We start from the raw sequence: 15,875 nt of genomic DNA on the forward strand, positions 1-15,875 counted from the left end.
TTTAAAAGGAATTATTTAAAATAGGTAATACGCCATTTTGAGTATAAAAATTATACAACAACACCGCTTCCAAATAAGAAGGTGGTGTTTGTATATTTGTTTTAAGGATATGAAATGTTAAAGAATTTACATTACTATTTTGCATAAAATTACTAATATAATCATTTGTGAGAATATCTTTTCCATTTACTTTACCTCTTGATGCAATCAAACGATTTTCAATGGAATGTGAACCTAACTGGCCGTTTGTTTTTACTTTACCTGCCATTCCTATATAAACAATCTCTCCTGTTATCGTGTTTTCCCATAGATAAACGCCATAAGTATTTATAGGTACTTGTTGTCGTATTAATTGGTTGTATGCATTTCTACCATTTGGTTGCAAAAACAATTGTTGTGGTACTTCAAAAACAATATTGTTTTCAATGTAAGGATTGGCACTATGCATAAGTTCAGGTATAGTCATAATTTGATTTTAAAAATTATCCATCACAAATTTCACAATCTTAGTTTTACGGTTAGTGATTGCTTCCTTATCCCAAAGTCCACTTTCAGTTATGAAATCTTTGATTTCTCGTTGTTGTGCTAAATGATTGTATGAGTTTATTTTATCTTTTAAATGATTGTTACTTACACTGCAATTATGTGATTTTGAAAGCAATAAATAATTTCCAAGACAGTTTAAATATTGCTGTCTGAATTCCTCATCATATACTCCATAACCATGAGGTTTTACTGATGGTTCAGTGGTTGGTGCTAAATGCTCTAACTCTGGATTTTCTATCTTATCAAATCTTGATTGTGCGTAACCCGATTTTCCTTCAGCTTCTAATTTGTTTTCGTATTTCCATAAAATAAACTTTGCCACTGAATGATTTAAACTGCCTTGAATTGCTTTTTCAAGTTCAATATTATTCCAGTAATCCCACCAACCGTTCTGTGTATTTCTAATGAAATGTATTCGGCTTGTTATTGGATGAATGTCGGTGTTGTTTTTTGTAAACCCTTGGTAAACATCATTAAGTCGAGAGGTTATATCAGCTCTAGTACCTATCAATCTATTGCGGAGAACTATAGTCTCAAAATTTAGACATAATTCTGAAATTACAGTGATTGATAATCCAAAGCGATAAGATTTTAAAATAAAAGGCACTGCTATACCAATTCCTCCTAATGTAATAAATGAATGAATGGCAAAATTTTCTCTTTCATCTTTTCCGAAAAAGCGTGTTAGGTGTTCAAAACTAATGGCTAAACTTTTAGTAAACTCTTTGACAAACTCAATTCCATTATTTTTTGTTAGTTCTTCGTTTACTCTATTAACAGCATTGTTTTCCCAAAGCGAATTGAAATGAACTCTAAGTGTGTAGGTTAATACATCGTCTTCACTGATTTTATATTCAATAGAAGAAATAGATTTATATATTTTTTCAAAACGCTCTTTAATTTCATTAATTACAGCTTCTTTTTCGTCACCACCATATAAATGTACTTGGTACATGAATTGCGCTTTGATGATTTCCAAGTTGGTAGGCTTTTTTCCTCTGTTGTTTTGGAAAATAAACATCTGAATTGCTTCTGACTCGTCTGTTACTTCATGAGTGGTACAAACTGCAGTTGTAATTGCTTTAAGTATTCTGGTACAATAGTCTTCATTTTTTTCTTTTAATGCATTATTAAAATAGTCAAAGGCAGCTACTATACGTTTTCCTGATTCTGTTTCAATTCCGTTCTTGTCTTTTCTTTCTTGCGTAATTACATAATCTTTAAAAAGCAAATTGTCATAATCCACCGTTTCAAAATGAATGGTACTTTTTCTTTTAATCATAGTTTCATATAGAAACTCTTCATTTTCTGTCCAATCTCTAAATTCGGTTATTTTTTTAAAAATTGCCGATAGGAAAATTACAATTGTGGTTAGTCTTTGTTGCCCATCAATAATGTTGAACAAATAATCGCCTTTTTTTTCAAAAAGGAAATGTCCAAAGTAATAGGGAGAAGTTGGATTACTTTTTAAATATTCTTCTAAATCTTGAATAAAAACATCAATTTGTGTAGCTCTGGTTCTATTTTCTTTTGGAATTTCCCATGCATAGGCTCTTTGGTAACTTGGAACTACTACTTTATTTCTTCCGTTTAGGATTTCTCCAATTGTTGTTTTTGCTTCCATTTAATGGATTGTATATTGTGTATTTATAGTTCTCGATTAGCTTCGCTCTGTCCGGCTTTGCCTTGAGTCATTTTTTATTCCGATTCTCTGCATACAAAACACTCGAACTGACGTTTTTTTATTTTGATTTCGACTCCGCTCAATCTGACATAAAAAATAGCATTTTTATACTGTTTATTAGATTTCTGCTTATATCTTCGCTACGGCTCCTTCAAATTTTGCATAATTCACGGTTACGCCATCGTCTAAATCGAAGGTTATTTCTTGATTAGCTAGTTCTTTTAGTACTTCGTTGTAGTCGCGGCATTCTATTTCCCAAGTGCGTAGTTTTTCTAAGCGTTTGAGTTCGTTTTTAGATAGATTGGCTTCGTTGGTAACGAGTTTTTCGATTTCTAGTTTGATCCATTCCTGGTGTGGGTGCAGGTAGTTGCGTTGTATTTTGCTTACGGTGTATTTGTCCATACGGTGCATGTATGCTACTACTTTGAACGCTGCTGCTTGTGGCTTTTTAGGATTGGAACTGAACAACCAATAAATAGGTTTCTTTTTGTACATGCTGGTATGATAGCCCCAGAATTTCTCTGTTAACCATTTGTCAAGATCAGTGCCTAAACATTCGTTGACAAAGTTTAGGTTTTCGGTTAACGTATCTTCTCCCCAAAGGTCGTGGATGAGGTTTTTGATGCGTACTAAAGCATCATCAGGGAAGGCACATTCGCTGCCCATGAGTGGGATGATGGCATCGTCGTCGATTATAAATTGGAAGCTGCCTCTCGACTCCGCTCGAGGTGACACTGGTGGTGCTTCGTAAGGTGCCAATTCTTCCTCAGTAGGGTTAGGATGGGCGATGTGTAAACCGGGTTTGTCTAAGCGGTAACGCCCCATGAATAGGCCGATGCTGTAACTTAAAAACTGACTGATTACCTCATCTTTGTATATAGGTAGCTCAACTGCTTCTTTGCCATTTGTTCTAAAAACCGGTTCTAATTGCTCTAACGCATTACGGTCTAACTCTTCTTGTAAAATGGTAATGTCTTTTAAAGCTACTTCTGGGGTTAGCTCTTCTTGTAAGCCATAAATATCTATAAAAATGCGGTTGAGTTCTTCCTCGTTTTCGTGCAATTGAAAGAAATCTTGGGTTACACTATGTTGCCATTTTTGGTAGGCTTCTTTTAATGAAGTACTATTGTTTAGTAATGGTGATTGTTCAAAATCCCATGAGGTTTCTCTGGAGTTCCAGTCTTTTCTACTTAGATCAATAGAATTAATGGTTAATTTGTTTATATCTGTTAATTTATCTGGGAATTGAACGGGAACTGAACTAATATCATTTGCTTGAAAATTTACAGTTGGAGCTACAGCTTGTAAAAATAAAAAACCGACATTAGAGTTTAATAATGCAATAAAAAAATATAATTCATCTGATGAGGGAAAAGATGACATACCGGAAATATCAAAAATATATCCGTCGTCTTTAAATCTAACACCAAAGTTGTTGAAACCAAAAAAAGACCAAGTTATACCTTTTTTAAAATAATAGTTTTTACCTCTAAAACTGGTCATCCCATTATTGTAAATGTCTCTACCTCCTGATTCCCAATTTACAATATATTCATTATTTCCAAACCATCTTCTAAATTCACCACCTTTATTATAAGGGAACCACTTATATGAACTTGATTCTGCTTCAAGCCTATCCTTAAGAAAGAAACCAATTTTAGATTTACTTACTTCTTGCCAATATCTTACAAATCTGTTATTATCTGAGGTCATCATACCAACCACCGGTGGACAGATATCTTTTATAGTTTTATTTTTATATTTATCTAGTGCATTTGAAGATAACCAATATGAGATTGTTTTTTGTGGGATTTTTAAATATTCAGATTGTTTGTGTCTAAAATATTTAAATTCATTATCCAAAAAATAATTTTCTTTTATTTCAATATTTTCGACATTACCAATTTTATCGTAAAGACCTCTATAGACACCTTTTAATTCTGTTAAGCTTTTATTTTTTACTAAAGTAAAAGATACTGAACCGAAATCAGAACCAAAAACACCTCTACCAAAATGTAGCACTGAAGAAAAATAAATGTTTTTAAGTAGATTAATCCTTAATTCTTCGTAAGTACTTAAAAACATCCAAGATGGAATATTTATAATAGCAGTAGAACCATTATCAATTAAAAGATTCAAATTGACTTCCATAAAGGTAGTCATTAAATCATTCCATGAATTTGGATATTCATATTGTAAATACTCTTTCAACTCTGCATTCATACTTTTTTGTCCCATGTATGGTGGATTTGCTACCACCGCTGTATACTTTTTGGTCATTACCAACAGGACTTCTAAAAAAGGTTTTAGGTTGTTCCAGAGATCTGTTTGTAGAAAATCTAGTTTTCCTTGAAGTTGTTTATTATTCCAGTCTTGAAATTGATTTTCTATTAAGTTAAAAGTTTCAGGTTTCAGGTTTAATTTTAATGCAGCACCAATGTTTTTTCCTTGTTGTAATAAGGATAAAGCGGTTGCTATTTCTTTAATTGTTTTATAATCTGATGTTTGAATAAATTCGCTGATAGGTTTGTACGTTCTTACAATGACAGAAGTTATATTCTTACTGTTAAGGTTTTTAATAACTTCATCTGTAATTGTTTTAGATTTTTCAACAATTACATCTTTACGATCAATTGAAACTACTTCACCAGTGTCCTCATCTTCGTAATCTATTTTGTATTTATCTACTACGTCTTCTGCTAATTGATAGTCCAAATATTCTTTTAAACGCGAAACGCTAATGGCCTCTGGAGTAAATATGTAATCAATCGTATTTTCTGGGAAACTGTAAATGTGAGGTAAAACTAGTGGATTGCTATCGGAAGCGTTTAGTATTTCAGGATAAAACTCGGCTGCTTTTAACAATACGGCAAAACGCGCTAATTGCATGGCACGGTCATCAATGTCTAAACCAAACAGGTTGTTTTGTAAAATACTGATTACGGCATTTTTGGCGGTGTAGCCTTGTTCGCGGTACATTTTGAATAATAACTCAAAACCGGTAACTAAAATGTGTCCGCTTCCTGATGCTGGATCGATTAGGGTTAGGTCTTCTAAGTTATGAATTAAGCCTCTCGACTCCGCTCGAGGTGACAATGTATCTTCTTCGTTTTCGACTAGGTATTTCATTTCTGATTTTAAATCAGAGGTTTTGTCGTAGTCGAGATAGATTTTACCTACGGTGTTTTCTACCATGTATTTTACAATCCATTTGGGAGTAAAGATTTGGGTAGCGGCAGGAATGTCTTCGGGTCTTGCTTTTTTGTTGGCTTTGAAGCCTTTAAATACTTCGTCTTTTTTATCGGAAATATAGAACTGGTACAACCAACCAATAAGTTCTACTTCTTGGAATTGTTCGTCTTCTATGGCATCGCTGTTGATTAAGTCGATAATTCCATTACGAGCCAATAGGTTTGTTGGCAAAAGTATTTCAGTATAATCGTCGATACGACCAAACACATCGTGAATGAGTGTGTTGTTGTTACACAAACGGGTTAGTAACAAGCCCAATGCTTGTTCTTCTTGGTCTGCTAGTAAATATTCTTGTAAGAGGTTTACGTATTTTTGTTGTTTGAGTTGGTGTTGCCCTCGTTTGGCTTCTTGTACTATTTGTGGTGTTTTTAAATCTTTTACATATTCTAAAGTAGGTGAAATATAGCCTCTTTTTTCTAGAATTTTAATCGCCATAATTCGGTTGAACCAAGTGTATGCTGCTTCTTCAATAGTGTCTTGAACCGCTTGCTTGTTCGTTAGTTTGGCTTTTAGTTTGTTCCATTTAGGAGGAACACTTTCATCAGTAAAGATATTTCCACGAAATTCGTAACCCCCAACGGTAGGGTTTACTGTTGTAGTTGTATTACCGTTTTCATCGAAACCCCAGTATAAAAGGCGTTGTTTAACGCCTTCCATTAGTAGTAATCGTGCTTGTTTCGCAAATGATTTTATGTTGTTTGTATTCAATTTTCAGTAATTAGTGATTAGTAACAAGTAATTAGTTAAGGAATATTTTTTGGTTTTTAGCTAGTTTTACCATTAGTTTTTCGCGTAGTTTTTTGATGTAATCTTCTAACTGTTCTGCATTTTCAATAGTAGTTGGCGGCATTTCGTTGGCCACACTAATCGTTACACTTTGCGTATAGTCTTTACCTGATTTTTTTGCTTCGGCTTTGGCTTTAAAGTCTTCTAAAATCTTGAAGTTTTCGGCTCTGAAGTCGTTCAGTTTTAGTTGGTAAATTTCCAATTGGTTGAAGCTTTTTTCTTTGGCAATACGCCCAATATAGCTATCATCAGTGGTTAAATTGGGTTCGGTTATACCTAATTCGTTTTTACGGTTGTTGATTTCGGTAAACACCACTTCATAGGCTTTTACGACTTCAATTCTTAGTTCTTTTACTTTTTTGTCTAGTGAATCGTGAATTTCTTTATAGCCTTTTTTCATTTGCGGCAAATTGTCCCAAGGCTCTTTATCGGATTGAATGTAATCGACTAATTTTTGAGCTGTAATTTGTTCGGTTTCATCTAGGGCCGAAAAATTATTTTTATTGTCGTTTATGAAATCTTTAATTTGTTCGTAGGCTTTGAGGTTGTGTTCTACAAACTCTTCGACATACATGTAGTTATCGCGATCTTTTTTTAGTTCGGCTTTGTTTTGGTTTACCAAAAGTAAAACTTGTTCTTGATCACGTGCGGTTTGTAACTCGGCTAAGCCCTTGTGGAATTTTTTGATATGAATACCAAAAGGATAGGCTTCGTATTCCTCTTTTATTTTATTGATTTGAAGTAACTTGTTTGACAATTTAATTTTCAGCTGGTCTGTTGCTTCTTTTAAATCATTGCAATCGGTAGCGATTAATGATTCTGCAAAAATTTCATGGTTAATGGTTTTGATAAACTCATTTATTTCTTCTTGCGAATGTGCTTTTTGGCTTAAAATTAAAATAGAATCACGTTCTCTAGTATTTATAGCTTTGTCAGCAAATTGAACTAAATCAATAGTATCGTTTTTCCATTCAAAACGTTTGAGTCCTTTTTGAGCAATTTTAAGCAACATGTCTAAAGTGGCTATGTCTTTCCAACCGTAAGGTACTTTTTCAAATGTTTTAACTACTTCACCCACATTAGGGTTTTCGCCCATAAGGTTAAGCTTGTTGACTAGTTCTTCTTCGGCAGGATCTAATTCGGTATTGGTTTTGGTTTGTTTTGACTTGGCATTTGTAATTAACTCTGCATTAGAGGAAGCATACGCATTACTTAAGGCATGTTTTCTAAAAGTTTCTTCTAAATGCTTTTTGATCATGTCTTCTAAGCGACTTGTAATATTGGCACCAGTTAGTTGGTCTGCAGTAATTATCTGTTGGTTAGAAATAATACTGGTATTCATGAACTTTTGTTCAAAACGCAATTTTATTTCGTTCAACAAAATAATGTTGTTGTTTCTGAAGTTGTTTAGTGTTTCTACACGAGTACCTGTTGCATTTGCTGAATTATTGGCAATGAATTTTTGCGTTCTTACATATTCTAACACTCTGTTTTTTAATTCATTGTCTGTATTGAACCATTCTCCAATTGCTATTACTAAGTCATTCGCCGGACTGTTGATTGCCAGTTGTTGCATATCTGACACATCAAAAACCGAGAATTTTATTTTAAAATCTCCGTTACGAATGATTTCTTTATCATCGATACTGATTGCTGCTTTGAAGTTTCTGTTGCCAAAAAAGTTAATGTCGGGTTTTGGTTTAACCACTTTGTCAATGATGTCCTTGTAGAAATATTCTAATCTGTCTTCCGTATTAATAGAAGTACTTTTGATTAATTGTGCCACATCGATTTCATCGTCTTTCAAGAAACGGTATTTACCTTCGCTAACTTGTATGATGTTTTTGTCTACTAGTAGTTGTAATACTTCTGTTACTTGTTTTTGAATTTCCAGCTTAGGAGCATCTACTGCATTCATCAGTAACAGCGCTAAATTTTCAACTGTTGCTGGAAAATTTACTCTGTGGCTTTCCCCAAGGTTAGAAATCATAAATAATGTATTGACTACTCTTTTTGCAAAAACATCTTCTTTAACTTCCTTGATGTTGTAGGCTCTGTCTAAAATACTACGTGCTACAAAGGTTAAATTTTTATCGAATTGATCGTTGAAAAATAAATCGAAAGGCACAAAATATCCCACTTTGTCTTCTTTACATAGTCCGGCTGTATAATGTGTGATTCCTAAAATGGCTCTTTCTGTATTTTTTACCCCTTGACCAACATACCCCACGTTGCTAAAACTTTCGAATACGTCGGAAATTAATCTAAATTGATAGGGAACAAATGGATAGGTTAATGTAAAATCTTCTTGATTTTTGAAGTTTTCGTATAGGTCGTGGTTGAAAACGAATTGGTTTTCAATGGCACCTTTGTTGTTTTTATAAAAGTCGGAAAGCACACCAATTCCTTCCGATTTTTTTTCTAAAATTCTTTTTTTAGTAATGAAAGTAGCATCTTGGCTTTCTAATGAAATGATGGTTTCGAAACGGCCTAAGATTTTACCGAAGTCTTCTGTTTTGTCGTCAGTATTATTGATTAAATTGGATAAATCTTGTTGGGCAGTACAAACCATCCATATTTTATTGCCAATTTTTGCACCAATTTCTTCTACAATGGTTTGTAAGTTTAATAATAGTGCCGTATTGGAACCAATGTATTGCGAAACCTCATCCAACAGAAATACCAAACGGTAATTGTCTGGTTTAGTTTTTAAAAAATCTTTGAATTCCTCGATAAGGAATTCGATGGTATAGTCTTGTTTCTTGTCTTGTATACTGTTTTTAAGTGATTGGGTATCAATTACAGGATTACATTCTTTAGCAATATCCAACACTTTTCCTAATGACATGCGGATAAAACGCAATTGGTTACCCGACCATTTTTCGTTGAATTCTTGTTCAATTTTTTGTTTGAACTCTTCTAACTTTCCGATTTCATGTAAAGGTTTCTCTAAGTATAAAGCCAAAGCAATATTTGTATTATTAAATCCTCTAAAAAGGTTTAGTTGGTTTAATAATACTCTGGTAATTCGGTCTTTTTGGTCGTCATTATCCGATACTGCATCGATATTGAACATGATTTCTTCAATATCTAAAATGTCTAATTTTTTTTGTAATAAACTTAGTTGACTTGGATTTGGTTCCTCGAGGGCTCCAACGTTTTTAACTGCTTCCTTAAAATTGACAAAGGATTGGTCTCTGAATTGTTTATTTAAACAATAGAATAAGTATTTGATAAAATGCGATTTACCGCTACCGTAATAACCACTAATCCAAACACCTGTTTTACCTTCTTTTTTATTTGCAATAGCGTCTAAAAATTTGTATATATTTTTGGTAATTCCAGTAGTAAAAACATATTCGTTGATTTCTTGATTAACGGAATATTCATCCATTTCACTTACCACTACGGCTGGATTAATTCGTCTTTCAATGTCTTTGTCGTAGAGTTCTTGTATTGCTATCATAGTGCTATTCTATTGCTAAGTATTTGTTTAGATGGTTGGCTCTGTATAGATTATCATCGTTTAGCAGTCCAAACATGTTATAATTATTATTGTCATAGTTTCCAGGATAAAAGACTATTACCTTGAATTCTTTTATTAATTGTTCTGTATTTTTTAAGAAATCGGAAACTCTTAGGTAAGGATAAGCTGTGCCAAATCCATAAAGTACCAAATAAACTTTCTTTTCGTTGTTTTCTCCAAAGTGCTTCTTTACTTTATTTGTGAAGTTATTGTAAAAATTACCTTCATTGATTTCGTCTCGAACCCAAGTAAGTGCTTCTTCATCGTCTTCTTTTTCTTTCTCGCTGATTAAGTCAAATAATGATCTGTTTGCGAATTGTTCGGCTTTTAGATACTCGATCATTTCATCGTACATATTTATGACCAAACTGTCTAAGTAGTTATTTGGTCGTTTCAGTTTTTCAATAAGAAGATTGATTTCCTTACGCATTTCATATTCTTCCGCAGGTTCGTATGTATAGATGTAAACAGGGAAAAACAAATTTCCTGTTCTGGGTTCTTGAAACCCTTTATCAGCCATTAACTCAAAAAGCTTATTACTATTTAACATCGTTATATTTCTTGTTTTTCAATTTCACTTAATAACAATACATCTAAAAACCAAAGGTCACCAGCATTACAACATTCTCTTAAAACCATATTAGAGATTACAGTTTTTTGAATTTTATTTTTTTTTAGCATTCCTAAATCGACAAGCATTTTTAAGGCTACTTGTCCGCATTTGTATATTGATTTTTCAGTAATCTTTTGGAGTTCAGGATGAAAATCCATTTTACGGTATAAGAAGTTTGTGAAATCAGTTACTTCTAATTCATAATCTAAATTTTGCCATTTTTTTAAAACAACTTCCAACATAAAATGTTTGATTATTGGGTAATGTTTGCAAATACCATAGAACAATATCAAATTCTTACCATTTTTGTCTAAAGTTAGAAATGAATCGAGTAATCTTTCATTATTAATTGCTATGACTCTTTTCTCAATTTCATGTTTTAATCTTTTTTTAGAGCTTTCCGCATTAACAGGAATTACATTGTGGTCAATACTTTCATTACCATCGTAGAAATCTTTCATACTACTGATAGCTGAAATATACGCTTCTGTTTCCCTTAAAAGTAAGGCACCAGCTGTAAAGGCAGTACTGTATTTTATTTTTTCTTCTATCATTAGTTTAACACGTTATTATTTTCTGCTAATAATTCTTTGGCTTCAATTTTTAAAAGAGATGCAATTTCATATAATTGTTCAATGCTAGGTTGTCTCCTGTTTTGTGCATAAGCATTAACCATATTATAACTTTTACCTAAATTTTTAGCTAACCAAGTCTGTGTCAGTCCTTTTTTCTCTAATTCTTCTTTAATTCTGTTCATTTGAAAAAATTTAAGGCTAAAAGTAGGATTTTATATTGTATATCACAAAATATGAGATAGTATTCCACAGAAAAACATATTTTATTTTGAATGTATTTTACGGTTTTCAGCATTCTGGAAAATTATCTTTTGTCTTTTGAATTTGTATTAAAAGAAATTAAATTAAACATTTCTCTCATTCTTGATCGTAAACGGTTTCCATAAAGTTTTTCAATTTCTGAAGCTGATAAATTTGTTGTGATGTGGGTTATGGATTTGTTATCGATAAAATGCTCATAGCGAGTAATTAAAATTTCCGCCATTACATTACAATCGTTACCAAAGTGTTTTATTTGTTGTTCAGTACCTAAGTCATCAAAGCAAAAACCTGAAAGTCGCACCTGGTTATTGGATTTGTGCGTGTAAGGATTTAACGCTTCGTAACCTCGTTTTGCAAATTCAAATGAAATCTCTCTGCAGGTTTTGATTTTGTAGTCAGTGTAATGATTTGAGAATGGCTTTAGTAATTGCATGATAGATGTTTTTCCGCAACCAATTGGACCCGATAACAAAATGCCTTTGGAAAGATTTATTTGTAATTTATCTGCTATTATTTGGTCTTTGATCATGTAAATAATCAACTTGTAGATTGTTGGAATATCTTCCTTGCAAATTTTAAAAGATTGGCCATAACGGATTTTACCTTTATGGTTTATGAATAGTAAACAGTTGTTGAAGTCGTATATTTTTTGATTGTTCTTGATGATGAAACAATCGGTTATGTTTGTAATGTTCATTGTTTCAAGTTTTTGTTATAAAGGTTCTGAATAGTTTTTTTCGTTAGGTACGTGTAAGTGATTTGGTTTTATTTTTTCAGAATTTTGTATTTTAAACTTTTCTGAATTTAAAATCCAGTTTCGAGCTGCAGCTTTCCAGTCTTTCATTTTAGATTTTCCGCCAACAAGCCAGCCGTTGCTTTGGAAGTGGTTGTAAAATTTTTCAGCATCGATTTGGGTTGTGTTTTTTTCTTTGAAAAAAACAATCACATTTGACATTTCTGGAGGAATTTGTCCCTCGACTCCGCTCGGGATGACAGTTGTGTTTGTGCCTTTTTTTTTGCACAACTTTTTTTTGATTTGAGTTGCCTTGCCAAGCTCGTGATGACAATGTGGATCATTATTTTTAAACATGTTATTTTTTTTATTTTTAGCTTGTTCTTCTATTTTTACATTGTTTATACTGTTTGTATTGTTTATAATGTTTATAGAAGATACCAGCGCTTGTTCAGTACTTGGCTCGCTACTTGTTTTGTTCTTGTTCACAACTTGTTCATTAGCTTGTTTAGTTTTAAGTTGGGTTACTTCTTTTTTTCGAAGTGGTTTTAACTCATTTGAAAGGTTTACCATTCTAACCATACTTCCTCGAAATGGATTATAGGATGGTTCGTAAATAACATACCCTTTTTCATGTAACTCTCTCATGCATTTGTGGTAAGTAGCTTTTGAGCAAATTTTACTTATTCTCATTACCTCATCGCGCGTTATACTTATTGGGTTTTCAAAACGGTTGAGGTTCCAAAACTGAAATAGTGAAATGTAAAGACTTACATGGGTAGGGTTGAGGTCGTAATCATGGACTAGTTTGTCGAAAAAGCCAGTTAGGTGTTTTATATAGTTCATAAGAGAGAAGTATTAAGGTTAGGTATTAAGTATTATGACTTTTGAGCAATCGCAAACTTCACAAGAGCCATTGCAAATGGTTTGAGTTGATTCCATTATCTTTCAAGCATTTTGTTAATGTCCTCGTATTTGTAGTAAATTATACCGCCGATACGTTTGAATTTAAGTGTTCCGTTTATACGTAGATTTTGAAGTGTTCCCGGAGAGATTTTAAGTAGTTTACGAACTTCAGAAGACTTTAGCCATTGTGGTATTTCTTCTTTTTGAGAAGATGATTTTATTTCGTTTAGTAGTAAGTTACCAAAGTTTAGTAAATCACGTTTTGTTACCACTTGATGGTTTAATAATTCGATGTTGTCGATTTCTGGGAAGAGTTTTTTAGGATGTAAATTCATGATGAAAGTATTTGATTTGATATAGTACAAATTACTTTCAATTGGTTGTTTTTAATTCACAAGGTGTACCCAAGTTGGGAATGATTTTTAATTAAATATTTTATAAAACCTTTCTGTTGTTGGGTTTGAATATTTAACTTTATGAGAAATGAAAATTTACATCGTTTAAAATTTGAGAAAAACACGTTGGATACTCTGAAAAAAGTATACCTGTATAACTTTTCACAAGTTCTACACAAGTTGGGAAAAAAAATCCAAGGTTTTAACCTTGGATTTTATAGTTCATCTTCTTTCATTTTACGGTTGAGGTTCTCCGTAATGGTGTTCAAGAATTTGGTTTGGATGGTTTTTCGTGACTTGATATCAATAAATGCCCTGTAAATATTGTCTTCAATATCCACATTAAACATTTTACCGAAATATGTTGCTATCTCTTTTACATCACAATTTCCAGCATTAATTGCCCCAGACAGATGTAGTGCATAGATTAATTCTACTAAATCTACTTTGGAAGCGGTCCAATTGAGGTTACTGTTTAATAAAGAGTTGTTAATTAAATGATTCCCATTTAATTCTTCTAATTTCTTTTCTAAATAACCTTCAAGAATTTCATTGGCAATAAATGTTGCTAAAATAAAATCATGTGATGTACATAATTTTGAATCTGAAATTAAATGCGAACAGTTATCCCATAAGTTTTTGTATTGCTTACGGACAAAATATTCTTCGTCTTTATAAGATCCTTTTGAACGATAATATTCATAGAATTCTTTATTATTCATACCATACTCATAGAGCTTGACTAATTCCTTTTCATAGTGCTTTTTTTTCTTCTTTTTTGTAGGAGGTAATGAGCCTTCAATTTTTAATAGCTGCTGATGGTATATTATTTTAGAAACCATTTTTGGTTTTAGTTCTTTAAAGAACTGAATTTCCTCTTGAATAGTGCTAAAAATGTGGCTTTTAAGCCATTTACCAAGCTCTTTAAGTTTTTCTTGGATGAATTCAATCATCTTGTGACAAAGCTCTAAAACATCATATTTAGAATTTTTTAATGCCTCATATTCGCATTCAAATTCGTAAAAATAGTTGAAATCATAGGGCTTCATAAAACGACAAAATGGTTAAGTTGAGAGTGTCAAAATAAACCATTTTGTATTAATTTTCTATTCTGTTTTATTGTAAAAAGTTATTAACATCGAACCAAATCAGACAGTACCTAGCTTTTTATCAATTTGTATATTAGAAGCAAATTTTGATTTTAGAATCATCATGTCTTCGCTGATTTTTTTGTCTAAAATTTTAGCATAATGTTGTGTTGTTTTAAGATTTGTATGTCCGAGCATTTTACTTACAGTCTCCAATGGAACGCCATTGGAAAGCGTTACTGTAGTTGCAAAGGTATGACGTGCAATATGGAATGTTAAGTCTTTGTTGATTTCACATACATCTACAATTTCCTTTAGATAGGCATTCATTTTTTGATTTGATAAGATGGGAAGTAGACGATTTTCATTTTTGCAAACAGGATGCTCAGCATATTTATTAATGATTTCTTGTGCTACTGGTAATAATGGAATTTTAGAGGTTGTCTCTGTTTTTTGTCGGTTTTTAAATATCCATTTATCACCATCTATACCCAAAGAAATATTATCAAAAGTTAATTGTTTCACATCGATATAAGCAAGTCCGGTAAAGCAGCTGAAAATGAATATATCGCGAACTAATTCTAATCGTTCTGAAACAAACTTTTTGTTCAATATGGTTTCAATTTCTTTTTCGGTTAGGAATTCTCGAGTGACTTCTTTTACTTTTGATTTGTAGTTTGCAAAAGGATCTTTATTTAACCATCCGTTGGCCAAGCATTGGTTAATGATTTTGTGAAAGTTTTTAATATATTTTACAGCTGTGTTATTAGCACACTTTCTGACACTACGTAAATAGAATTCATATTCCATAATAAATGAATAATCTATCTTTTCAATATTAATATCCGAAATGTTATACTTCCAGAAGAGAAAGTCTTTTGTATGCTTTAAAGAAGTTTGATACCGTTCTAATGTTCCTGGAGCATATTCTTGTCCAACTAGTTCTTTAATTTTACGGTTGTGTTCTTCGAAGATTGGAATAAGCATACGCTCGCGTTCTTTTTTGTCTTGTATCTCGTTCTTGAAGTTCTCATATGTTATTGGTATTTGTTTCATGAACAATTTCTTCTCGATTTCATAAACTTTGGCTCGGAACATTTCAAGATGACTATTTACCGTTCTAGTCTCTTCTGAACTGCCTTTCATTTTCGACATTTCTGTAGACCATCTTTCAGGATTTATGTATTTACCTGTGCTGCTTTCTAATCTTTTCCCTTCAATAGTTATTCTTTGGAAAATTGGTGCTAAGCCTTGGCTATTGGCTTTGGCTCTTTTTAAGTAAAAAAGAATAGTGATTGTTGTGTTCATGGTGGTGACCTTTTTAATTAGTAATTAATTTAAATTTATTACCAACACAAAACAAGATGTCTGTTATTTGAACCCCTTGTTTTTAAAGGGTTACAAGAGATAGGGGTAGCTATTTTAAACAAGTATTCTAGTACCCCGAATTGTACACCTTTAAAATGAGAAACTATGAATATTTTGAATAGGTGTAAAATGAAAAAACCCT

The 15,875-nt window shown here is 32.3% G+C and carries 12 protein-coding genes; all 12 read right to left on the minus strand.

The annotated features are described in order from the left end of the window. Position 1 precedes the first annotated feature (1 nt). The gene (locus AAEO59_RS11550; protein ID WP_341700899.1) at positions 2-466 is read right to left on the minus strand and encodes a hypothetical protein; all 465 of its coding nucleotides are present in this window, start codon (positions 464-466) and stop codon (positions 2-4) included. Positions 467-475: 9 nt separating this feature from the next. Next, the gene (locus AAEO59_RS11555; RefSeq protein ID WP_341700900.1) at positions 476-2,170 is read right to left on the minus strand and encodes a DUF262 domain-containing protein; all 1,695 of its coding nucleotides are present in this window, start codon (positions 2,168-2,170) and stop codon (positions 476-478) included. Between the two features lie 189 nt (positions 2,171-2,359). Continuing rightward, entirely contained in the window at positions 2,360-6,190 is a 3,831-nt protein-coding gene (gene pglX, locus AAEO59_RS11560) for a BREX-1 system adenine-specific DNA-methyltransferase PglX (protein ID WP_341700901.1), read from the minus strand. A 31-nt stretch (positions 6,191-6,221) separates the two neighbouring features. Next, positions 6,222-9,734, minus strand: coding sequence for a BREX system P-loop protein BrxC (brxC, locus tag AAEO59_RS11565; protein ID WP_341700902.1), 3,513 nt, complete (start codon positions 9,732-9,734; stop codon positions 6,222-6,224). A gap of 4 nt (positions 9,735-9,738) precedes the next feature. Then, positions 9,739-10,314: a BREX protein BrxB domain-containing protein gene (locus AAEO59_RS11570; protein WP_341700903.1), complete on the minus strand. Its 576-nt coding sequence runs from the start codon at positions 10,312-10,314 to the stop codon at positions 9,739-9,741. Between the two features lie 32 nt (positions 10,315-10,346). Beyond that, entirely contained in the window at positions 10,347-10,961 is a 615-nt protein-coding gene (locus AAEO59_RS11575; RefSeq protein ID WP_341700904.1) for a BrxA family protein, read from the minus strand. After that, positions 10,961-11,164 (minus strand): helix-turn-helix transcriptional regulator, encoded by a 204-nt coding sequence (locus tag AAEO59_RS11580; protein ID WP_341700905.1) that lies wholly within the window; start codon positions 11,162-11,164, stop codon positions 10,961-10,963. The genes AAEO59_RS11575 and AAEO59_RS11580 overlap by 1 nt, the downstream gene beginning before the upstream one ends. Positions 11,165-11,286: 122 nt before the next feature. After that, positions 11,287-11,940: a P-loop NTPase family protein gene (locus tag AAEO59_RS11585; protein ID WP_341700906.1), complete on the minus strand. Its 654-nt coding sequence runs from the start codon at positions 11,938-11,940 to the stop codon at positions 11,287-11,289. A 15-nt stretch (positions 11,941-11,955) separates the two neighbouring features. Then, complete coding sequence (locus tag AAEO59_RS11590) at positions 11,956-12,822, minus strand: transcriptional regulator (protein ID WP_341700907.1); 867 nt, start codon at positions 12,820-12,822, stop codon at positions 11,956-11,958. Positions 12,823-12,917: 95 nt separating this feature from the next. Then, on the minus strand, positions 12,918-13,217 hold the full coding sequence (locus tag AAEO59_RS11595) for a helix-turn-helix domain-containing protein (RefSeq protein WP_341700908.1): 300 nt from the start codon (positions 13,215-13,217) through the stop codon (positions 12,918-12,920). Between the two features lie 275 nt (positions 13,218-13,492). Beyond that, positions 13,493-14,326 (minus strand): RteC domain-containing protein, encoded by an 834-nt coding sequence (locus tag AAEO59_RS11600; RefSeq protein ID WP_341700909.1) that lies wholly within the window; start codon positions 14,324-14,326, stop codon positions 13,493-13,495. A 99-nt stretch (positions 14,327-14,425) separates the two neighbouring features. Beyond that, the gene (locus AAEO59_RS11605; RefSeq protein WP_341700910.1) at positions 14,426-15,673 is read right to left on the minus strand and encodes a site-specific integrase; all 1,248 of its coding nucleotides are present in this window, start codon (positions 15,671-15,673) and stop codon (positions 14,426-14,428) included. Positions 15,674-15,875: the final 202 nt, after the last annotated feature.

Origin of the sequence: Flavobacterium flavipallidum (assembly GCF_038289905.1) — a bacterium.
Taxonomy (GTDB): Bacteria; Bacteroidota; Bacteroidia; order Flavobacteriales; family Flavobacteriaceae; genus Flavobacterium; species Flavobacterium flavipallidum.